Origin of the sequence: Natrinema thermotolerans (genome assembly GCF_031165565.1) — an archaeon.
Taxonomy (GTDB): domain Archaea; phylum Halobacteriota; class Halobacteria; order Halobacteriales; family Natrialbaceae; genus Natrinema; species Natrinema thermotolerans.
On sequence record NZ_CP101873.1, the window covers coordinates 1,824,692 to 1,845,156 of the forward strand.

Genomic DNA, 20,465 nt, shown 5'->3' on the forward strand with positions numbered 1-20,465 from the left:
GATCAGTCAGCGTTCACCTGAATTATCTCGAGTTCGAGCGAGCGGGCGAGTCGCTACCGGCGAGATAATCGTTTCGACGCAGGCAAACCGACCGATAGCACCCGCATAAGCGCCCGACATCGAGCGAGGCCGGATCACGCCGACCCCGCCTCGAGCGGCCACCGAGGCGGTTCCCAGCGTGGCAATTGGCGGCTGCAAAACCGTTGCAGGGAAACAACGGACGGCCGAACGGCGAACACAGCGTTTATGCCCGTCTCGCCGGTACGTGGGCTCGATGCACGTCATCGGAACGGTGGGACTCCCCGGCAGCGGCAAGGGCGAGGCGGCCACCGTCGCACGCGAGGACGGGATTCCCGTAGTGACGATGGGCGACGTCGTTCGCCAGGAGACGGCCGACCGCGGGCTCGACCCCGCGAAGGACCACGGCACGGTCGCGCAGGCGCTGCGCGAGGAGAACGGCCCGACGGCCATCGCCGAGCGGTCGCTCCCGATGATCGAGGACCGCCTCGAGGACCACGACACCGTCCTCGTGGACGGGATCCGCTCGGACGTCGAGGTCGACGTCTTCGAGGAGCGGTTCGGCGACGCGTTCACGCTGGTCAGTATCGAGGCCCCCTTCGAGACTCGGGCCGAGCGGATCGACGAGCGCGGCCGGGACGCAGGCGAGGCCGACGGCGGCGAGAGCCTCGCGGCGCGTGACGAACGCGAACGGGGCTTCGGGATGGACGACGCGATGGACCGGGCCGACGTCGTCGTCGAGAACACCGACTCGTTGGCGGCCTTCCACGAGTCGATCCGGTCGGTGATCCGAACCGACGACGGGAAACCCGCCGAGGCCGAAGCCGACCCATGAGCGAGATCTACCGCGTCGACGTCGAGATCACGGCACCGATCTACGACACCGAAGTCACGAACCGAGTGGTCGACGCCGTGGCCAATATCTTCCCCAACGCCGACTTGGAGGAGGAGTTCGGCGAAGTCCGCGGCGAGGCCCACGCCCTCGATCACTTTTCGGACCTGCTCCACCAACAGGAGATCCTCGACACTGCCCGCGGCGAGTTCTTCGCCAATCGCGAGGGCGACACCTTCACCTTCGCGCTGAAAAAGCAGGCGGCCTTCGAGGACTACATCAACTTCTCGGTGGGCAAACCCGACGAACTCGGCGAGATAGCCGTTCGCGTCCGCGTCGAGGAACCCAGCCTCGAGGAGTACGTCGACCATATCGCGCCGCCGACCGAAGACGGGCGGCCGGTCGACGCCTAGTTCGTACAGTCGCCGACGTCGTCGAGCGCCGCCTCGCCGTCGGTCCGCTTTCGTCTCGCGGTCCGATAGCGGCCGTCCTCGGCCGCCGCCGCCGCGTCGGCGAAGTGCCCCGACGCCGCCGCGAGATGCTCGTTCTGACACCGAGCCGTCTCGAAGTAGTCGGCGAGTCCGTCCGGCGCGTTCTCGGTCCCGTCCTCGAGACGCTGGAGCGTGTCGCCGAAGGTCGCTTCGGCGGTTTCGAAGGACTCCTGTGCCGCTCCGAACTGCTCGTTATCCAGGTGCGTTCGGCCGTCCTCGAGCGCGCCGTATCCCGTCTCGAGATCCAGCATCGAATCGTAGGCCCCGGTCAGCGTCTCGAGCGACGTCACCACGTCTCCGAGGGTCGTCACGCCGTCCTCGAGATCGGCGATCTCGGTGCCGGCGAGCGCGGCGAGCCGCTCGCCGTCGATCGACTGTACGGTCTCTCGAACCTGCGCGTGTCGATCGGCGGCCGAAACGACCGTCCGGTGGCGGTCGTCGACCGTCTGGTTCGCGCCCTCGATGTCCCCGTTTTCTTCGACCGCGGCGGTGACCTCGTCGATATCGTCCTCGATCGTATCGTCCGTGACGGTCACCGTCACCGAGACCAGTCCCTCGAGGACGGACGCGTACGCGCGGATGGTCTCGAGATCGGCCGACCGATCGTCGCCCAGTTCGGACGCGGCGGTCTCGAGGTAGTTTCGTGCGTCCGAGAGGTACTCTCGGGCTTGCGTCGAGTCGAACTCGATGGTTTCGGGGTCCTCGAACCCCTCGACTTCGTCCAGTTGCTGGGCCGCCTTGTTCAGGTTTCCGGCGGCCCGGTCGAGCGCCCGCTGGCCGCTGCGATCGGCGACCTCGATGTCGGTCTCGTCCGACGACTCCTCGAGGGCGTCAAGACAACCGGAAAGCGCCGTCACGGTCGCGAGGCTCGCACCGGCCGCGCCGGTCCGAGCGAGATACTGCCGACGATTCATTCCTACTCGAGGGTTCGTCTAGAAGGGCATTAACGTAGTGGCACCGAGAGTGTCAATGTCGCTTAGAATTCGAGGACGGAGCGGTCTGTGGCAGTGGGTCGATGGGCGCGGCGTTACCCGAACGGCCCCATGCCGCCCATCCCGCCGCCACCGCCACCGCCGCCCTGTTGCATCTGTTGCATCATGCGCTGCATCTCCTTCTCCGAGCCCATGCCCTGGAACTGCTTGATGGTGCGTTCCATCATCTTGTACTGCTGGAGCAGTTCCCGAACCTCTTCCTCGCTGGTGCCCGAGCCGCGGGCGATGCGCTGGATCTGGCTCGCACCGATGGCCTTCGGGTACTCCTTTTCGGCGTCGGTCATCGAGTCCATGATGACGCTGAAGGTCCGCATCCGCTCCTGGGTGACGTCCATCGCGTCGTCGGGGAGCTGGTCCTTGATCCCGCCGCCGAGCCCGGGGATCATGTCCATGACCTGATCGAGCGGCCCCATGTTGTTCATCGCCTCCATCTGCTTTTGCATGTCGTTCAAGGTGAACTGGCCCTGGAGCATGTCCTCGGGGTCCCAGTCGTCTTCCTCCATCTCGGTCTGCTCCATCGCGCGCTCGACGCGCTCGGCCAGCTGGGAGAGATCGCCCATCCCGAGCAGCCGCGAGATGAAGCCGTCGGGCTCGAAGCGCTCGATGTCCTGGACCTCCTCGCCGGTCCCGAGGAAGGCGATCGAGGAGTCGGTCTGGTCGACGGCAGTCAGCGCGCCGCCACCCTTCGCGGTCCCGTCGAGTTTCGTGATGACGACGCCGTCGATCCCGATCGACTCGTCGAACTGCTGGGCCTGCTCTTTGGCCCCCTGCCCGATCGCGGCGTCGAGGACGAGCAGGGAGGTGTCGGGCTCGACGACGCCCTCGATCTGCTCGATCTCGTCGATCAGGTCGTCCTCGAGCGCGTGGCGACCGGCCGTGTCCACGATGTGAACGTCGGCCTCGCTCGTCTCCTCGAGGCCCTTGCGGGCGATTTCGACGGGGTCTTCGCTGTCAGGATTGCCGTAGAACTCGACCTCCGCGCGCTCGGCCATCTCCTCGGCCTGGTCGTACGCGCCGGGCCGGAAGGTGTCGGTCTGGATGACCGCCGGGCGCAGCCCCTTCGTGGAGAACCACCAGGCCATCTTCGCCGCGGAGGTCGTCTTCCCGGAGCCCTGCAGCCCCGCCAGCAGGATGGTCTGTTCCTCGAGGGGCAGTTCGGTCGAGTCGCCGATGAGATCGACCAGTTCCTCGTAGACGATCCGGAGGACGAAGTCCCGCGCGGGGGTGCCGGCGGGTGGCTCTTCCTCGAGGGCGCGTTCCTTGATGCTGTCCGACAGCTCCATCACGAGCGAGACGTCGACGTCGGCGGAGAGCAGCGATCGCTGGATCTCCTTGACGATCTCCTCGATGTCTTCCTCGCTGAGTCGCGACTTCCCGCGGAGCTTGTCGAGGGTGCCCCGCAGAGAACTCCCGAGATCGTCGAGTACCATTTGCTGGGTGTACGAGGCGATAGCGTTAAAGGCTTTTTCTACGCGCGACGCGATCGTTCGGTCCGTCGAACGAGTCGCTTCAGTTTCGTCCGGACCGGGCGATCGCGATCGACGTGACTGCCATCAGTCACGAGCGTCCCATGCTCGGTCGATCCGTTCCTCGACAGCGGCGAGAGCCGTTGCGATGACATCTAGCGGATGGACGGACGGCAGTTCGAGGGCGGCCGTCTCGGTTCCGTCGGGCGGGTAGTGAAAGTGCAATCGCGGGTCGTGCGGGTTCGGATGTCGATCCCAGCGACACTCCCATCGATGGCCATCGGCTCCGGTCTCGACGTAATGGATCGTGAAATCGTCGGTCGTGAACCAGCGAATATCGAACCGGGCACCGTCGATCGACGGTGGAAACAGGTCACTATCGAGACGCGCCTCGAGTACCCGCGGTTCGGTGCTATCGGGATCGAACGCGGTCCCGGCGACGAGGGGGTCGTCCGCGAGGCGACGCTCGAGGAGTCGAAGCGTCCGACGATCGGGCGGCCCCGGTGACGATGGCCCGCTCTCCCGTTCCGGGCCCATCTATGCGGGAATGAGATGCCCGTCGTTTTGTGCCAGCCGACGTGCGAGTTCGTAGAGGCGGATGTCCCGTTCGACGGCCTCCCAGTCACTGAGCCGTTCCATCAGTTCGTGGATTTCCTCGTGGTCGTCGCGCTCGAGCAGCGACACTGCGGACGGATCGTCGGCTCCGAACTGATCGACGAACGCCTCGTGGCGGGCTTCCAGCTGGCGAACGCGATCGATGATCTCCTCGACGGTCAGCTCCCTCGCGATCCGGCTGGCTTCCTGCCACTCGAGATAGCCGTCGTCGCGCTCGTACCGGGCCGGTTGGGCGTCGGTGTCGGCCCGGACGATGCCCATCTCCGCGAGCCGGTCGAGGTGTTTCTTCGCCGCGTTAGGCGAGCAGTCCGCGGTCGACGCGATCTCGGGATACGTCGTCGGCTCCGTGACCCCGAGGGCGGTCTCGTAGACCCGGCCGAACGTATCGGTCGTCTCGCGCCACCGCTGGCGGACGTCGTCGACGGCGTCGGAATCCGGTACCGGATCGAACTCGCTCATGGTCGTATCGACGTGGTTCACAGTAATATGTGTGCGGGTTCGCAAATATGTGTGCGATCACGGCGGCGGTTGCCGTCTCGAGCGGCGTACGACTCGCTCGAGCGGCGTCGATGCGTATTTCACGCGACCGCGACAAGAGCCGTCCATGAGTTCCGACGCGGACGTCGATCCCGACGACTACGAGGCCCTCGCGGGCGATGACGTCACCATGCGACAGAACGAACACGGACTGCACATCGCGGACCACGAGGCGACTGGAATCTCGAGTCAGGGCCAGACTCCCGAGGCGGCGCTGGCGAACCTCGCGGCCGCCGTCGAGACCCATCGCGAGGCCGAGTCGGACGAGACCGGCGACGACTGGCTCTGAGCGACGAGCGACGCGGACCGGCTCGCGACCCGCGTTCGCATAGCAGGCGCTCGTTTTAGGCGGCCGTCCGTGGTCGGAGGGGGTATGGAGGGGTACGATATCGTGGTTCTGGGCGGCGGCTCGGGCAGTCAGGTCGCGACCGCGGCGGCCGAGCGGGGCCTCGAGGCCGCGGTCGTCGAACCCGGCCCGCTGGGCGGCGCGTGTATCACCCGCGGGTGCGTTCCCTCGAAGGCGCTCATCCACCGCGCGGACGTGATCGAGGACATCCGCGGGGCCGAGGCGTTCGGTATCGATGCGGGGGTACACGACGTCGACTACGACGGCATTACGGACGCGATTCACGACACCGTCTACGCGAAGGCTGACAACCAGACCTCGAGCATGCGGGAGACGGCGAACGTGACGCGCTACCGTGGCGAGGGACGGTTCGTCGACGACCGGACGATAGCAGTCGCCCCCGACGACGGAAGTGGAACCGCGGAGATAACGGGCGAGACGGTCGTTATCGCCGTCGGCGGCCGACCGATGGTCCCGCCGGTCGACGGCCTCGAGGACGTCGATTTCCTCACCAGCGACGACGCGCTGTTCCTCGACGAGCGGCCGGACGAACTCGTGATCGTCGGCGGCGGCTACATCGGGGCCGAACTGGGCTACTTCTTCGGCGCGCTGGGGACGGATGTCTCGATCGTCGGCCGAAGCGAGCGGTTGGTGCCCCGCGAGGACGACGCCGTCAGCGCGGCCGTGACCGACTCGCTCGCGGACTACTGTGACGTCTACACCGGCTCCGAGGCGGCCGAAGTGGAGCCGGCCGACGAGAGGCAAGGCGGGGAGGGGATCGTCGTTACCGCGGAGCCGAGCGACGACGGGAACGACGGCAACGAGGCGGTCGAACTCGCCGCCGACGACCTCCTGCTCGCGACCGGTCGCCGGCCCAACACCGACGCGCTCGGCCTCGAGGCGACGGGCATCGAGACCGACGACGAGGGGTATATCGAGACCGACAGCCGCCTCGAGACGGCCGTGGACGGCGTCTGGGCGCTGGGCGACGTGATCGGCCGGCAGCCGTACAAGCACGCGGCCGACTACGAGGCGCGGCTCGTCATGGCGAACGTCCTCGACGACGCGGACCGGACGGTCGACTACGGGGCGATGCCCCACGCGATCTTCACCGAGCCCCGGGTGGCGAGCGTCGGGCGAACGGAGGGCGACCTCGAGGACGCCAGCCGGGAGTACGAGGTCGCGACGGTTCCCTACGACGCCGCGCCGCTGGGACTGATCCTCGAGGCCGACGACGGGTTCGTGAAGGTCCTCGCCGGACCGGACGGCGAGATCCTGGGCTGTCACATCGTCGGGCCACAGGCCCCGACGTTGCTACACGAGGTCGTCGTCGCGATGGACGGCGGCGGCACCGTCGATGACGTCGCCGGGCCGGTTCACGTCCACCCCGCGCTGAACGAGGTCGTCCACGCGGCGTTCGACGAACTCTCATCGCGGGCGTACTCCACGGCCCCGGACTGGCGGGACGTCGGCGACGGGTAAGGGCCCTCGAGGATCCCGCCCGTGGTGAGGCTTAACAGTCGAGAGCGCCAAGGGTCACTATGACTTCGATCGCCGAGTTCACCCTCGCGCCGGCGGACTTTCCACTCGGGCGAGTCTTCGAGGACAGACCCGAGGTGACGCTGGATCTCGACCGCGTCGTCCCGAGCGGTGACACGGTCATGCCGTACTTCTGGGTACAAGATCCCGACGAGGAACTGGCGGCAATCTTGGATATCTTCGAGGGGTTGCCGGAGCTTCGCTCGGCGGTTCTCATGGAGGACCTGGGTGACCGGGGCCTCTATCGCGCCGAGTGGAAGCCGGAGTACATGGGGATCATGCGAGCGATCGCGGAAACCGGCGTCACGGTCGTCTCGGCGACCGGGACCAGAACGGGCTGGGTGTTCGAACTCCGTGCGGGGTCCGTCGATCGGTTCTCGGCGTTCCAGCAGTACTGTGCGGACCACGACATCGAGGTGACGCTCACGCGGCTCAATCGCCTCTCGGAGATGACGGCCGGAGCCGAGTACGGCCTCACGCCGGAACAGCGCGAGGCGCTGTTGCTGGCCTACAATCAGGGGTACTACAGCGATACGCGTGAGACCGATCAGGCAACGCTCGCCTCCCAGCTCGGCATCTCGAGACAGGCGTTTTCGTCCCGACTCAGGCGGGGGTATCGGAACCTCATCGAGGGAACGATCGTCGGGGACCCACAGAGCAGCGACCAGCCGTATAAATAGACTACATAGGTAAGACGGTGACTCACCAGTCCACCCGGAGTATCCCCACGTGATGGAAACGAGCGACCAGCGGCGGGGGGAAACGGCCACGGTGTACGAGCTTGCGGACGACGAGTCGATCAGTACGGGGGTCGTGACGGCGGTTGCGACCGCTTCGGACGCCGAGATGGTTCCGACCGGCGGTACCGCCGGTGGAACGACGGCGCTCGACCCGCTGTACACTGCCGTCGACCCGGAAGCACTCGACGCACTGTTCGGAAGCGACGGCTTCGGAACGGCCGGAACACCCGATCGAGTGACGTTTACCTACCACGGGTACGAGATCACGATCACCGGTGACCGACGGATCGGCCTCGAGCGACTCGAGCGAGCGGCCGGCGAACCGGCCGAGTAACAGATGGACGGCGAGGTCACTCGGTCGAAACCGGTCCGCTCTCGGTCTCGCCGTCGTTGGCCAGCCACTCCGTGAGGCTTCCTTCGTAGAACATGACGTCCTCGTAGCCGAGCGCTTTGAGGACGACGTAGGTGTGACTGATCCGGCGGGCCGTGTTACAGTAGAGGACGATCTCGCGATCGGGCGTGATCCCGTGATCGGCGAGCAGTGCGTCGAGTTCGTCTTCGGGTTTCAGTCGGCGCGTCTCGTCGTCGATGACGTCGCGCCAGTCGAACCGCACGGCACCCGGCAGACGGGTCTCCTCGAACTCGTCGCGCTCGCGGGTATCGACGAAGAGGACGTCGCGCTCGAGGGCCGCTTCGACGGCGTCGTAGTCGACCAGCGGGCTCTCCGCGGGCTCGAGCGGGTCGGCCTCGTAGTCGACCGGGTCGATCTCGGGGGTGTCGCTCGTCGTCTCGTAGGCCTGGTTCCAGGCGCTGTAGTCGCCGTCGAGCAGGCGGACGTCGTCGTGGCCGTACTCGAGGGCGGTGAGGACAAAGCGGGCCGCGAAGACGCCGTGGGTATCGTCGTAGGCGACGATGGTGTCCTCGGGCGAGATCCCGGCGTCGCCGAGCAGGGTCGCGAAGGCGTCCGCACCGGGTAGGGTTCCGCGGTCGACGTCGCTCTCGTCGCGGTAGCTGTCGAACGGGACGTTCACCGCGCCGGGAACGTGTCCGATCCCATCGAACTCCCAGGCGTCCCTGACGTCGACGACGCGGACGGCGGGATCGTCGAGACGCGATGCGAGCCAGTCGGGGGAGACGACGACGGATTCGTCCATTGGGCCGGTATAGGAAGCCAAGCCCCGAGTACGCACCGGTTTCGGGGCGAGCGGCGGATACCGGGACAGTGGCAACTCTTGCCCCTGTTTGCCGAGGGAGCCAGCCTATAAATACGGGTATCTATCGAGAGCGGCGTCTGACCGCCGAACGCGTCGCTCTTCCCGAGCGCGAGCCGAATCACGGCGAAAAGACGCGGCAAAAGTTTCCCCCACGGTCGACCGGTGTCCGAATTGACCGGTTAAGAAGTCCCTTTGTGTGTCGCCATCGTAGGACCGTCCATGGCAGACGACTACGCCAAAGACGTACTCGTTTCGGCTGACTGGGTCGAGGACCGACTCGACCAGTTCCAGGACGACGACTCCGACCTCCGACTCGTCGAAGTCGACGTCGACACGGAAGCCTACGAGGAAGAACACGCACCCGGCGCGATCGGGTTCAACTGGGAGACCCAGCTTCAGGACCAGACCCAGCGGGACATCCTCGACAAAGAGGACTTCGAGGCCCTGCTCGGCGACCACGGCATCAGCGAGGACGACACCGTCGTCCTCTACGGCGACAACTCCAACTGGTTCGCCGCCTACGCCTACTGGCAGTTCAAGTACTACGGCCACGACGACGCGAAACTGCTCGACGGCGGCCGCGAATACTGGCTCGAGAACGACTACCCGACCACCGACGAGGAGCCCGACTTCTCCGAAACCGAGTACGACGCCGCCGGCCCGCGCGAGAGCATCCGCGCCTACCGCGACGACGTCGAGAAGGCGATCGAGCGCGGCGTCCCGCTGGTCGACGTTCGCTCGCCCGAGGAGTACTCCGGCGAGGTCCTCGCGCCCCCGGGACTCCAGGAGACCGCCCAGCGCGGCGGCCACATCCCCGGCGCGAAGAACATCTCGTGGGCCGCCGTGACCAACGACGACGGCACCTTCAAAGCCCCCGACGAACTCGAGGACCTCTACGCCGAGGAGGACATCGACGGCGACGAGACGACCGTCGCCTACTGCCGGATCGGCGAGCGCTCGTCGGTCGCCTGGTTCGCCCTGCACGAACTGCTGGGCTACGAGGACACCGTCAACTACGACGGCTCCTGGACCGAGTGGGGCAACCTCGTCAACGCGCCGATCGAGAAGGGCAACTAACGCGGTCCTTCGCCCGTCCGACGCGGGACACGACCATCGCGGTCGTCCCGTCGTCGTTTCGTTCCCTGCTTCCGATCGATCAGCGGAGCGTCTCGACGGGAACGTGATCACTACCGGCGACGGGTCTCCCGACGCGGTCCCCGATCGGGGCCGACCGATCGCCCGGACCGGAACCGATATTACGAACCGATTAATTATCCGAAACGATGAGCGACGGCGAAGACTCGTGGCTCGCGAGTCGCGAGACGACGAACCGACTGCTCGGGTTCGCGATCGTCGTCCTCGCCGCGGGCTTCGTCAGCGTCGGCGACATCGGCCCCGCGGCGATACGGGTCGTTGCGGAGAGCCTGCTGATCCTGATACTCGTCGCGGCGATCGTCCTGTTTCTTGGGTGGTTGCTCCGTACCGACGGCGAGTAATCGTCGGGTGGGCTCGCATGCCCCCTCGTGACGATAGGCCTAACACTCGGCTGCCCGAATGCCCGCCTATGACCGATCCGGACGCATTCGTCGAGACCGTCAACGACGACAACCAGACCGCGCTCTCGCGACTCGGTTCCTCGAAGTCGCTCTATGCCGACACCGGCGGCGAGATCGACACCGAGCCCGTCCTCGAGGCGACGGCGGACGCCGAGTACGCCGCCTGGCAGACCTTCCTCGAGTGGGCCGACGACGAGGCCGACGACGAAGCGCGCGCGGCCTTCGAGCAAACGGCCGACGAGGAGCAGGACCACTACGAGACCGTCGACGGGAAACTCGACGCCGACGACTACGAACCGACCGAGACGCCCCAGCTCCACGAGTACCTCCGCGACCGCGAGGACACCGTCGAACGAGTCGGCGCGCTCGTCGGCCGCATCCTCGCGAGCCAGCGCTCGAAGGACCAGGTCGTCGGCTACTTCGTCGGCGACGCCGACCCCCAGACGGCCAGCCTGTTCCGCGGGTTCGGCGAGGACCTGGACGACCAACTCGAGCGCGCGAAAGACCTCCTCGGCGACGTTTGCGAGAGCGACGACGACTGGGAGCGCGCTCAGGAGGCCGCAAGCGGCGCGATCCAGGCCGCCTACGACGAGTACGTCGAGACGCTCGAGGGAATGGGCGCGAACCCGAAGCCGGTCTGTTAGCGGGGTCCGGCGAACCGGGCAGCCGCCGTGCGGTGGCGCGCGCTGGGTCGTGGCGAACCGCCGGTGAGCCACGGCGCGATACCGAGCGAATCGGTTGGGGAGGGCGTGGCCACTCCGTTCCGCCACGATAGTAGAACACGTCCCGTTGCACGGTCCTATCGAACCGTCAGCCCGGTCACCACGCGAGTCGAGGGTGTCATAGAGCAGTTGGCACACCTGTATTCCAACTCTCCAGAATCGATCAATACAGGGTAGGCAAGTAACGGAGTGTCGGTTAGTCTCATCGACTTCTGTCAAGAACGTCGTGCTGAATTAATTCTCTGTATCTTGAACACGGTTTCCCCTCACTGCTATTATTCCCAAGGGCAGGAGGCTGGATAGGTGGCTGGGTTATCTTGTATCGACACCGAGAAGGATGACTCAGACTCTCTATGAATACCAAAATTGAGTTCTTGAGTAAAATGATCGATTCCAAACTCCTCGGTCACGGTCCCCCAGTCCTTGACCGTAACTTCCACTAAATATGTCCCGACCTTGTTGGAGACCGGCACCTCCGGATAATCATCCTTCTCTTCGATAGTATGATCCTCAAGAACAGTTCCATCCGTATATTTAATAGTAATATTCACCGGCACTTCCGGCACGTCTTCCACATGGAGATATTTCGTTGAATCAAGCTGTGGCGTCGTCTCCTCAAACTGAAGGGTGTGAACACCATTGTCACTATCCACTTGTGGAGTATAGTACGTCCCGTCTGGAGTATACCACGGCCCTCCCTTCTTGAGGAATTCCACACCCGGCCCTGCAACCTGCTGCCATAGCAACTCCCCGTCGGTCTCGTACTGCCCCTCATTGAATGCCGTATCAACCTCGGCCCTGACATCCTCCGGCAACGTCCCATATTGGAGGGCGGGTAGATTACATTCCTCATACTTCCTCCCAGTTTCGTCGTTTTCGACCCCTCCAGTACAGCCAGCGACTGTAGCCGCGCCCACAGAAATCGAAGTAAGGAGAGTTCGCCGGTTCATGAATCCGCCTTCTGGTACAACTGGTAAGTGTTTTCGGGAGTTGAAGTGTTCAGTTCGCAGATCCACTCACCAGTGCGTTCAGATAGTTCTGCGGTGAAATCAGCCCCTTGTGAATAGTTCTATGAGGGCCTCCATGAGTTGACTATCCAGACGAACACCGAAGAAAGCCGATCGCCGGAATCGCTACACGCCCTCGACCGTCTCCCGGAACGCGCTGATCGACTCGAGCGCGTCCGCGAGCTTCGACGCGACGTCACCGCCTTCCTCGTCGGCGATGTCGTTTAAGATGTGTTCGTGACGGGCGAGTTGGCCGTGGTCCGGCCCGCGGTCGGCGTCCGCGTACTCCGCGAACTTCGCCGCCTGGTTCTCGAGTCGCTCCTGTGCCTCGTCGTCTGCCGCGGCCGCTGCCGCCGCCTCGATGGCGTCGGCCGCGTTCTCGAGTTCGTCTCGAGCCATACGAACGGGTTCGCCCGGTGGGACTAAAATCGTTGCAGTACGTTCCGGAAATCGGGAACACCGGTCGAACTAACGGGTTCGCGTCGCGCTACAGCGCCGGTTCGAGCCGGTCCGCGAGGTCGGCCGACTCGAGGTCGTCGCCGGTGACGCCGGAGACGGCGTCCTGGAAGTTCGTCCGGTAACTGCCCGGACCAGCGTAGTCCATCGCGGCCGCACGCTCGCCGGCGATGCCGAACGCGAGCGTCCCGTAGACGGCGGCCTCGCGGGGATCCTCGAGCGCGCCGGCGAAGGTGCCGACGGTCGCGCCGAGCATACAGCCGGTGCCGACGACCTCGCCGAGCATCTCGTGGCCGGCGGTGATGCGGACCGCGCCGTCGGCGTCGGCGACGACATCGTCGACGCCCGAGGCGACGACGACCGCGTCGGTCGAGTCGGCGACCGACTGAGCGGTCTCCTCGATCGCCTCGTAGTCGCCGATGGATTCGACACCCTCGACGTTCGCTTCGACCCCGGCCAGGGCGCTGATCTCGCCGTAGTTGCCCTTGATCGCGGCGAAGTCGACCGCCTCGAGGAGGCTCTCGGTGACCGCCTCGCGCGAGGGGGTCGAGCCGAGGCCGACGGGGTCGAGGACGACCGGAACCCCGCGGTCGTTGGCCTTCCGGCCGGCCTCGTGCATGGCCTCGACGCGGTCGTCGGGCACCTGCCCGATGTTGATGACGAGGGCGCGCGCGGCCGCGGTCATCTCGCCGGCGTCGCCGAAGGAGTCGGCCATCACCGGCAGTCCGCCCCAGTGCAGCGTCAGGTTCGCGACGTCGTTGATCGTCACCGTGTTGGTCACGTGCTGGACGAGCGGTTCCGTCTCCCGGACGGTCCGAACGGAGTCGGCGAGGTCGACGGCGGCGATGTCGGTAACGCTCATGCGCCTCGACCTCCGTCGGCGACTCCCTTCGAAGTTTCGACGGTCTCGGCAAGCGCCGCGGTCGCCGCCACCGGATCGGCGGCCGCCGTAATCGCGCTGATGACGGCCACCCCGGCCGCACCGGCTTCGACCACCGGCGCGGCGTTGTCCGCCGTGACACCGCCGATGCCGACGACCGGGATCGAGACGGCGTCGACGATCTCGGCGATCCGTTCCGGGCCAATTCCGTCTTTTCCGTCCTCGACGTCCTTCGAGGAGGTGCCGTAGACGGCCCCGACGCCGAGATAGTCCGCACCCTCGCGTTCGGCTTCGCGGGCTTCGGCGACCGTCGACGTCGAACAACCGACGATCGCGTCCGGTCCGAGCAGGTCGCGGGCGACCCCGACTGACAGGTCCGACTGGCCGACGTGGACGCCGTCGGCGTCGATCGCCTCGGCGATGTCGATCCGGTCGTTGACGATCAGGTCGACGCCCGCCTCAGCAGTGAGTTCGCGTAGCTCGAGTCCCAGTTCGTACCGCGAGCGGGCACTCGTGTCCTTCTCGCGCAGTTGGACGGCGTCGACGCCGCCGTCGATGGCCGCGCGGACGATCTCGGGCGTCGACCGACCGTCGGAGAGCGACGCCTGCGTGACGAGGTAAGTCCGCCAGTTCGAGGGATTCACGGGCGGTACCAGTCGGTAGTGCCACTAAGCGGTGTCGGTCGGACACCGACCGCGGGCGACCGCCACCCGCTCGCCGACCGAGCGCTACGGCGAGGGCTCGAGCGCGTCTTCCCCGGTCCGGACGAGCGCCTCCCAGTCGTCGTCCTCGCGGACCGACGGAAACGGCCGCGGTCGGTCGGGTGAGCCGGACTTCTCGGCGAGGGGACGGCGCCACCACGCCACGTCCTGCCACTCGTCCTGGGTGTAGCCGATCGCCGGGAAGTCGACCAGCCGCTCGAATCCCATCGACTCGTGGAACCGCTCCGTCTCGGGGTTGGGGACCGTCGTCACGGCGTAGACGTCGCGGATCCCCTGGCGCTCGAGGACGGCGAACAGCGACTCGTAGAGTCCGCGGCCGACGCCGGACCCGCGGGCCGAGTCGGCGACGTAGACCGACAGTTCGACGACCCACTCGTAGGCGCGGCGCTTCCGAAGCGGGCCGGCGTAGGCGTAGCCGACGACCGCGCCGTCACGTTCGCAGACGAGCCACGGATGTCGCTCGAGGGTGGACTCGATCCGGTCGGCCAACTCGCTCTCGGTCGGTGGGGCCTCTTCGAAGGTGACTGTCGTCGACTCACAGAAAGGCGCGTAGATGTCGCGAGCGGCGGCCGCGTCGGCCGGCGTCGCGACGCGAATCCGGACGTCGGAAGGCATGGTCGTGGCTCCCGTGCGATGGCGAATAAGTCCGCCGAACGACGCCGACGATGCGGCCGGGCGTTCCGACGACGGCCGGGACGCGTCGCTGGCCGATCGTGACTGCCTCGAGAAGGGACCGTTCTCCCGTCGTATCTACATCTTGTGACCAGAGCCACTTAAACGACGAACGCGGACCGCTCTCCCAGCGGTCGGCGCCGCGCCGCCATCGCAAGTGCCATACCCGGCGTGGCGAGTAGCTGCCCGCGAATGCAGCGAGCGACCGCCTACCGATCGATGAGTCCCGCGAGCCCACGAGCGCGACGCGAGGGGGCGCGCTGACCGATGGCCGACCTGCTCGCCATCTTCGGGTCGGCGATCGGGCCGATCGTCGCCATCGCGGCGGTGGGCTATCTGCTGGCTACCGTCAAAGAGATCGATCCCGAGCCGCTGAACACCGCCGTCGTCTACGTCCTCGCGCCCGCGCTGGTCTTTCACAGCCTCGCTACTACCGAACTCGAGGCGGCGACGCTAGTGCGAGTGACGGTCGGGATCGGCGTCTTCACGGGGGCGATGTGGGCGGTCGCGGAACTGACCGGCCGCGCCGTCGGCGAACGGGAACCGGCCCTGAGCGGGCTGGTACTCGTCGCGATCTTCACCAACTCCGGCAACCTCGGCGTTCCGGTCTCGGACTTCGCGTTCGGCGCGGTGGGCCGCCAGACGGCCGTCCTCTTCCTCTCGGTCCAGTCCGTACTGATGTACACCGTCGGCGTCTACGTCGCCTCCCGGAGCAGCGGCTCCGCCGGCCTCGAGGGCGTCCGCCGGGTGTTTTACATCCCGCTGGTCTACGCCGTCGCCGCCGCGCTGGGTGCGCGGGCGCTGGGTCTCGTTCCGCCCGCCGACACCGCGGCGATGGAGACCTTGGGACTCGTCGGTGACGCCTCGATCCCGCTCATGTTGCTCATCCTCGGGATCCAACTCGCGCGAGCCGATACCGCCGCGGCGGTCTCCCGGGCCTGGCCCGCGACCGCGCTCAAGACGGTCGTCGCGCCGCTGGTCGGGGTCGGCGTCGCCTTGCTGATCGGCTTCGAGAACCCGACCGTTGCGCGCGTGTTCGTCCTCGAGACGGCCATGCCCGCCGCGGTGACGCCGCTGGTGTTGGTCATCGAGTTCGCGGACGGCGCGCGAACGGAGGGAGTTCTCGTCTCGGAGTACGTCTCGACCTGCGTCCTCCTGACGACGCTGCTGTCGGTGCCGATACTGACCGCCCTGATCGCACTCTTGCAGTCCGGCGTCGTAATCTGAACGAGGGCGGTGGGTGACGGCTCGCGGCCACCGGTAACTCGGCCGGCTCGGAACGGCACCTCGCCGTCGCTCGGACCCGAGATCGCGTGCCTGCGCGCCGTCCATGCATAGGTCGGGCCAAGGACTATGCGTCTCGTTCCCACAGTCAACCATGGTCCGCGTCCGGAACTGACACTGATCCGGAGGTGGATCACGCCGACCGATCCGACACCGCGAGCGCCACGATTGGGACGTTGGGGGCGGCGAACCGGGGCTCATACCCCCTTTTGGCTCGAGCGACCGAACGGACCAGTAGAGAGACCCCTCGCGTATTCGGAACGGTTCCGAAACCACGGTCAGTAAAGCGGATTCAGCTACCAGTCCGGTTCGTCGTGATGGTTCATCACGAGATGGGCGAGGAGATAGAGTGGCAAGAGAAAGATCACCAATAGAGAGACACTGCCACCGATATCTCGGAAGAGTTCGTTCGTCGCGTCCGAGACGGTTTCAAGAGCGATTACGGCCAATAAAAACGTAATGAGCGCAAGGAACCAATCCGTTCTATTCATACGTCAATTCACTATGGGTTCCGTTACGAATATTTCGGTCCAGTGACTGATACCTCGATATCGAGCGTTCGACATCCGCTCCTTTCACGCCGAACGTATCGACTGCTATCGTAGCCGCTGAACGTCATTACACACCTGATCGCACGACAGCGTTGCGATCAGTGTGTAAATCGTTTCAGCGGCTACGATAGTCCGACACAGGGAAATCGGAGCGCGATACGAACCGGAGCGCAACGACGGAAAAAGACGGAACCCGACCGCTCAGTGACCCTGATCGTGGGGGTTCAGCGCCGTACCGTAGTTCTCGGCGTGGTCGGTGTAGTCGATGAACCGCGGCGCGTCGGGATCGAAGGGCCGCTCTAAGCTCTCGAAGGCCTTCTTCTTGTCCCAGCCCTGGAGCTTGCCGACCGCCGACTTGTCCTCTAAGTCGTGGTAGTCGAGCTTCGGCTCGGTCAGTTCCCAGGCGTTCATCCCCTGTTCGGTGCGGATGATGACGCTGGAGTAGTCGTCGCTCGAGCCGACGGAGCCGACGGTGATGTCCGAACAGAAGCCGGTGAAGTCGGCACACTCGTCACAGCCTTTCAAGGCGGCGTCGTGGAAGTTCTCGATGTCCTCCTCGACGATCATCTCGCCGTCGTGGTCGTAGACCATCATCTTGCCATCGAGGACGTCCATCTTGCCGATTTCCGACGGCGAGATGCCGCGTTGCTCCTCCAACTGCTCGCCCATGAGGCTGTGGTAGTTGAAGTTCTTCGTACACATCAGCGCGATCGTGTAGTCCACGGCCCGAATACCCTCGTTCTGGGCCTGGTAGTCCCACTCGAAGTCCTGCAGGGCGCGGATACCCTCGATCTCACAGGGCGTACCGACGATGGCCAGCGAGAGGTCGTCCCAGTCCTTGTCGGGGAGCTTGTGTTCCCACTGCTCCAAGTCGAGGTTGCCAAGCGCCAGCGTCTGGTTGTAGACGGTGCCGGCGTTTTCGATGAGTTCCTCGGTCGTGGTCGCGAGGTAACTCTCCGCTTTCCACTCCTCTTCCTCGCTCTCGGTCGCGACGAGCGCGCCGTCGATCTCGCCTTCCTCGAGCAGCGTCGAGAGGACGCCCGTGACGACGCCGCCGTCTTGGGCCCCGTCGGTCCAGTCGTCCTCGACCTTCGCGGAGAACTCCGTGATCGGGTCACCCGCGCCCTTGACGTTGTCCTCGCCGCCGGTGATCTTCCACTGGCGCTCGTAGCGCATGCCGCCGCGAGGACAGAAGTCCCAACACATCGAACAGCCGGTACACATCTTGACCAGTTCCGGCAGGCCGTCGTCGCCGACGCCGATCGAGTCCGACGGGCAGGCGGCGACACAGGTCCCACACTGGATACAGCGGCCCTCGTCGATGACCGCCTCGTCCAGTTCCATGAACCAGGTCTTCTCGTCGGGCGTCTCGATGTCGTTCATTCGCGACCGGATCGAATACTCCGGCGTGTCCAGATCGACGCCCTCGGGGATCCCGACGCGCGTGTCGGGGGCGTCGTCGTAGACGTCCTGACTGACGTCCTCTGCGGGCTCGGTGAACTCGAGGTCGCCGAGTTCGCCCATCTCGTCGACGTTCGCGACGCCCGCACCGTCAGAGCGGAGCTCTGACGAGGACCCGCTCACCGCGTTCGCGTCACCGCCGTCCGTCGCGACGGGCTGGGTCTGGGACTCGGCGTCGGGGGGCGTTTTCTCGCCGCAGGTACAGGTGGTCGGCGAGCAACTCTCGCCCTCGGTACCTGCGTCGGTTCGCTCGCCGCCATCCGCAGCGATGGCGCCCTCTCGAGCGTGGGCGGTGTTCTCCCGGGACCGGGACGCACCGCTGTCGGCGTCGAGGACAACGACGGCGTCGTCATCGTCGTCCGAGGCCGGAACGTGGGGGAAACGGCGTTCGTCCTCGCGGCTCGCGTGTCGCTTCTCGCTCGCGGTTTCACCGCTCGCATTCTCGGGCTCCTCGCCTTGCTCGGATCCCGCCGCTCCCGCTCGCTTCTTCGAGGCCTCCCGTCGGTCGGCCTCGCTATCAATCCCCATGGGCAACACCCCGTGCGACCGGGGCGTCGGCCCCTTGCATGATCGACCGCAGCTGCCCGTTGTCGACGCCGCGACACCACTCGTAAAACTCCTCGCCGTCGTCACGGTCGGCGGAGTAGGCCTCGAACAGCTGCTCGAGGGCGGGGATCACGGCGTCGGCGGGCACGGCGCTCTCCACCCAGTCGAGGAACTCGTTGTCGGCACCGAGCGAACCGCCGAGGCCGAAGTCCATCCCTTCGACGATGTCGTCACCGTCCTCGTCCTCGAGCTTGACCGTCTCGCCGCGGAAACCGATGTCGGCGATCTGGGGTTGGGCACAGGAGGCCGAGCAGCCGGACATGTGCATCCGGATGGACTCGATGTCGTCGGGGACGTCGATGCGGTCGTCGAGTTCACGGGCCCAGCGCTTGGTCCGCTTTTTGGTCTCGATGATGGCGTAGTTACAGAACTCGTTGCCCGTACAGCCGACCGCGCCGCGGGAGAACGCCCCCGGATCGGGGCTGTACTCCTGGGCGAACGGCTCGGCCAGCAGGTCGTCGACGTTTTCGTCGGGGATGTGGGTGATGAGGAAGTTCTGGTCGGTCGCGAGGCGGACGGAGGCGTCCTCGGTCCCGTACTTCTCGGCGGCGCGGGCCGCCGCGGCGAACTCGTCGCCGCCCATGCGGCCGGCGATCACGTTGAAGCCGACGTAGTTGAGGCCGTCCTGTTTCTGCTCGTGGACGCCGACGTGGTCGCTCTGGTAGCCGACGGTCAGGTTCTGGCCGCCGGTCGGCAGGTCGATCGTACAGCGGTCGCGGACGGCCTCCTCGAACTTCTCGGCCCCCATCTGCTCGACGAGATACCGCATGCGACAGACACCGCGGTTGTTCCGGTCGCCCAGTTCCTTGAACGTCTGGGCGACGGCGCGGCAGAATTCGACGGCGTCCTCGGGCTTGATGAAGACGTCCAGTTCCGATCCCATCCGCGGGCCGTCGGAGAGGCCGCCACCGACGCGGGCGTGGAAGCCGTAGAGGGACTCGCCACCGTCGGACGAGTCCGACGAGCCTCCGGCTTCGCCGGAGACGCCGATCTCCTTTTTCGCGGGGACGAGCCCGACGTCGTTGATCTGGGACTGGGCGCAGTCGTGGGCACAGCCCGTGATCGTGATCTTGAACTTCCGGGGGAGGTTGGCGTACTCGCGGTTCTCGGTGAAGAAGTCCGAGACCGCCTCGATGACCGGCTGTGCGTTGAAACACTCGTGATCGTCGAGGCCGGCCGCGGGGCAGCCAAGGACGTTCCGGGCCGAGTCACCGCAGCCCTGGACCGTCGTCAGACCGACCTCGTCGTATCGGTCCCACATCTCGGGGACGTCCTCGACGCGGATCCAGTGTTTCTGGATGTCCTGACGGGTCGTGATGTCGAGGTACGCGTCGCCCCAGAGTTCGTTCTGTTCCTCGCCGCCGTACTCCTCGGGGGCGACCGCGAGGTCGTCGGTGACCTCGCCGATGACCTCGGCCTGTTCCGGCGTGAGCTTCCCGCCGGGGACCTTCGTCCGGATCATGAAGTAGCCCTCCTGCTTCTGGGCGTACATGCCGGCCCACTTCAGACGCTCCCACTCGCCGCCGCCGGCGCGCGCTTCGATCTCCTCGAAGGAGAGTTCCTCGTCGGCGTAGTCGTAGACGTCGTCGATGACGTCGAGGGGATGTTTCTCCTGTTTGTGCTGCTCGACCGTGTTCATCGGGACCACCGCCGGTCGGCAGCCGCTCGAGCGGTCGGACTATCTTCAAGGACCATTGTTTAGCGGGTAATGCAACCCCGTTCGTATACACCCCCGCAACTCGGCGAATCATGACGTGG

The 20,465-nt window shown here is 65.9% G+C and carries 23 protein-coding genes; 10 read left to right on the plus strand and 13 right to left on the minus strand.

What is annotated here, in order from left to right:
- Positions 1-274 precede the first annotated feature (274 nt).
- A complete protein-coding gene (locus tag NP511_RS09430; RefSeq protein WP_006648307.1) occupies positions 275-853 on the plus strand; it encodes an AAA family ATPase in 579 nt (192 codons plus the stop codon).
- The gene (locus NP511_RS09435) at positions 850-1,263 is read left to right on the plus strand and encodes an RNA-binding domain-containing protein (RefSeq protein WP_049965380.1); all 414 of its coding nucleotides are present in this window, start codon (positions 850-852) and stop codon (positions 1,261-1,263) included. The genes NP511_RS09430 and NP511_RS09435 overlap by 4 nt, the downstream gene beginning before the upstream one ends.
- Here NP511_RS09435 and NP511_RS09440 read toward each other — a convergent pair.
- The 4 genes from NP511_RS09440 to NP511_RS09455 form a co-directional block, all read right to left on the minus strand.
- Complete coding sequence (locus NP511_RS09440; protein ID WP_049965379.1) at positions 1,260-2,255, minus strand: hypothetical protein; 996 nt, start codon at positions 2,253-2,255, stop codon at positions 1,260-1,262. The genes NP511_RS09435 and NP511_RS09440 overlap by 4 nt on opposite strands.
- 113 nt (positions 2,256-2,368) lie before the next feature.
- On the minus strand, positions 2,369-3,763 hold the full coding sequence (locus tag NP511_RS09445) for a signal recognition particle protein Srp54 (protein ID WP_006648310.1): 1,395 nt from the start codon (positions 3,761-3,763) through the stop codon (positions 2,369-2,371).
- Between the two features lie 123 nt (positions 3,764-3,886).
- Positions 3,887-4,336: a toxin-antitoxin system TumE family protein gene (locus tag NP511_RS09450; RefSeq protein WP_049965378.1), complete on the minus strand. Its 450-nt coding sequence runs from the start codon at positions 4,334-4,336 to the stop codon at positions 3,887-3,889.
- Complete coding sequence (locus NP511_RS09455; RefSeq protein ID WP_049965377.1) at positions 4,337-4,873, minus strand: DUF7342 family protein; 537 nt, start codon at positions 4,871-4,873, stop codon at positions 4,337-4,339.
- 145 nt (positions 4,874-5,018) lie between these two features.
- On the opposite strand from NP511_RS09455, the gene NP511_RS09460 reads away from it, so the two are divergent.
- The 4 genes from NP511_RS09460 (at position 5,019) to NP511_RS09475 (ending at position 7,910) form a co-directional block, all read left to right on the plus strand.
- Positions 5,019-5,240 (plus strand): type II toxin-antitoxin system HicB family antitoxin, encoded by a 222-nt coding sequence (locus tag NP511_RS09460; protein WP_049965376.1) that lies wholly within the window; start codon positions 5,019-5,021, stop codon positions 5,238-5,240.
- 84 nt (positions 5,241-5,324) lie between these two features.
- A complete protein-coding gene (locus NP511_RS09465) occupies positions 5,325-6,779 on the plus strand; it encodes a dihydrolipoyl dehydrogenase (protein ID WP_049965375.1) in 1,455 nt (484 codons plus the stop codon).
- A gap of 59 nt (positions 6,780-6,838) precedes the next feature.
- Positions 6,839-7,516 (plus strand): helix-turn-helix domain-containing protein, encoded by a 678-nt coding sequence (locus NP511_RS09470; protein ID WP_049965374.1) that lies wholly within the window; start codon positions 6,839-6,841, stop codon positions 7,514-7,516.
- A 52-nt stretch (positions 7,517-7,568) separates the two neighbouring features.
- Complete coding sequence (locus NP511_RS09475; protein ID WP_006648316.1) at positions 7,569-7,910, plus strand: HalOD1 output domain-containing protein; 342 nt, start codon at positions 7,569-7,571, stop codon at positions 7,908-7,910.
- A 16-nt stretch (positions 7,911-7,926) separates the two neighbouring features.
- Here NP511_RS09475 and NP511_RS09480 read toward each other — a convergent pair whose 3' ends face one another.
- Positions 7,927-8,730: a sulfurtransferase gene (locus NP511_RS09480; protein WP_049965373.1), complete on the minus strand. Its 804-nt coding sequence runs from the start codon at positions 8,728-8,730 to the stop codon at positions 7,927-7,929.
- Positions 8,731-9,009: 279 nt separating this feature from the next.
- On the opposite strand from NP511_RS09480, the gene NP511_RS09485 reads away from it, so the two are divergent.
- The 3 genes from NP511_RS09485 to NP511_RS09495 all read left to right on the plus strand — a co-directional run bounded on the left by NP511_RS09485 (position 9,010) and on the right by NP511_RS09495 (position 10,990).
- On the plus strand, positions 9,010-9,867 hold the full coding sequence (locus tag NP511_RS09485; protein WP_006648318.1) for a sulfurtransferase: 858 nt from the start codon (positions 9,010-9,012) through the stop codon (positions 9,865-9,867).
- 206 nt (positions 9,868-10,073) lie between these two features.
- Complete coding sequence (locus tag NP511_RS09490; RefSeq protein WP_006648319.1) at positions 10,074-10,286, plus strand: hypothetical protein; 213 nt, start codon at positions 10,074-10,076, stop codon at positions 10,284-10,286.
- Positions 10,287-10,354: 68 nt separating this feature from the next.
- Complete coding sequence (locus NP511_RS09495) at positions 10,355-10,990, plus strand: hypothetical protein (protein ID WP_006648320.1); 636 nt, start codon at positions 10,355-10,357, stop codon at positions 10,988-10,990.
- Positions 10,991-11,343: 353 nt separating this feature from the next.
- Here the strand turns inward: NP511_RS09495 and NP511_RS09500 are convergent, their stop codons facing one another.
- From NP511_RS09500 to NP511_RS09520, 5 genes are all read right to left on the minus strand, one after another.
- Positions 11,344-12,018, minus strand: a complete 675-nt coding sequence (locus NP511_RS09500) for a hypothetical protein (protein ID WP_136396878.1) — start codon at positions 12,016-12,018, stop codon at positions 11,344-11,346.
- A gap of 183 nt (positions 12,019-12,201) precedes the next feature.
- Positions 12,202-12,474, minus strand: a complete 273-nt coding sequence (locus NP511_RS09505; protein ID WP_049965371.1) for a DUF7553 family protein — start codon at positions 12,472-12,474, stop codon at positions 12,202-12,204.
- 88 nt (positions 12,475-12,562) lie between these two features.
- A complete protein-coding gene (gene thiM, locus NP511_RS09510; protein WP_049965370.1) occupies positions 12,563-13,393 on the minus strand; it encodes a hydroxyethylthiazole kinase in 831 nt (276 codons plus the stop codon).
- Positions 13,390-14,055: a thiamine phosphate synthase gene (thiE, locus tag NP511_RS09515; RefSeq protein ID WP_049965369.1), complete on the minus strand. Its 666-nt coding sequence runs from the start codon at positions 14,053-14,055 to the stop codon at positions 13,390-13,392. Before thiE ends, thiM begins: the two co-directional genes overlap by 4 nt.
- Positions 14,056-14,139: 84 nt before the next feature.
- Positions 14,140-14,748 carry a GNAT family N-acetyltransferase gene (locus NP511_RS09520; RefSeq protein ID WP_049965368.1) on the minus strand — a complete coding sequence of 203 codons (609 nt, stop codon included), beginning with the start codon at positions 14,746-14,748 and terminating at the stop codon, positions 14,140-14,142.
- Between the two features lie 324 nt (positions 14,749-15,072).
- On the opposite strand from NP511_RS09520, the gene NP511_RS09525 reads away from it, so the two are divergent.
- Complete coding sequence (locus NP511_RS09525) at positions 15,073-16,032, plus strand: AEC family transporter (RefSeq protein WP_049965367.1); 960 nt, start codon at positions 15,073-15,075, stop codon at positions 16,030-16,032.
- 353 nt (positions 16,033-16,385) lie between these two features.
- Here NP511_RS09525 and NP511_RS09530 read toward each other — a convergent pair whose 3' ends face one another.
- From NP511_RS09530 to NP511_RS09540, 3 genes are all read right to left on the minus strand, one after another.
- Entirely contained in the window at positions 16,386-16,580 is a 195-nt protein-coding gene (locus NP511_RS09530) for a hypothetical protein (protein ID WP_049965366.1), read from the minus strand.
- Between the two features lie 261 nt (positions 16,581-16,841).
- Complete coding sequence (locus NP511_RS09535; protein ID WP_049965365.1) at positions 16,842-18,629, minus strand: Coenzyme F420 hydrogenase/dehydrogenase, beta subunit C-terminal domain; 1,788 nt, start codon at positions 18,627-18,629, stop codon at positions 16,842-16,844.
- Positions 18,619-20,346, minus strand: a complete 1,728-nt coding sequence (locus NP511_RS09540) for a nitrite/sulfite reductase (RefSeq protein ID WP_049965364.1) — start codon at positions 20,344-20,346, stop codon at positions 18,619-18,621. The genes NP511_RS09535 and NP511_RS09540 overlap by 11 nt, the downstream gene beginning before the upstream one ends.
- Positions 20,347-20,465 lie beyond the last annotated feature (119 nt).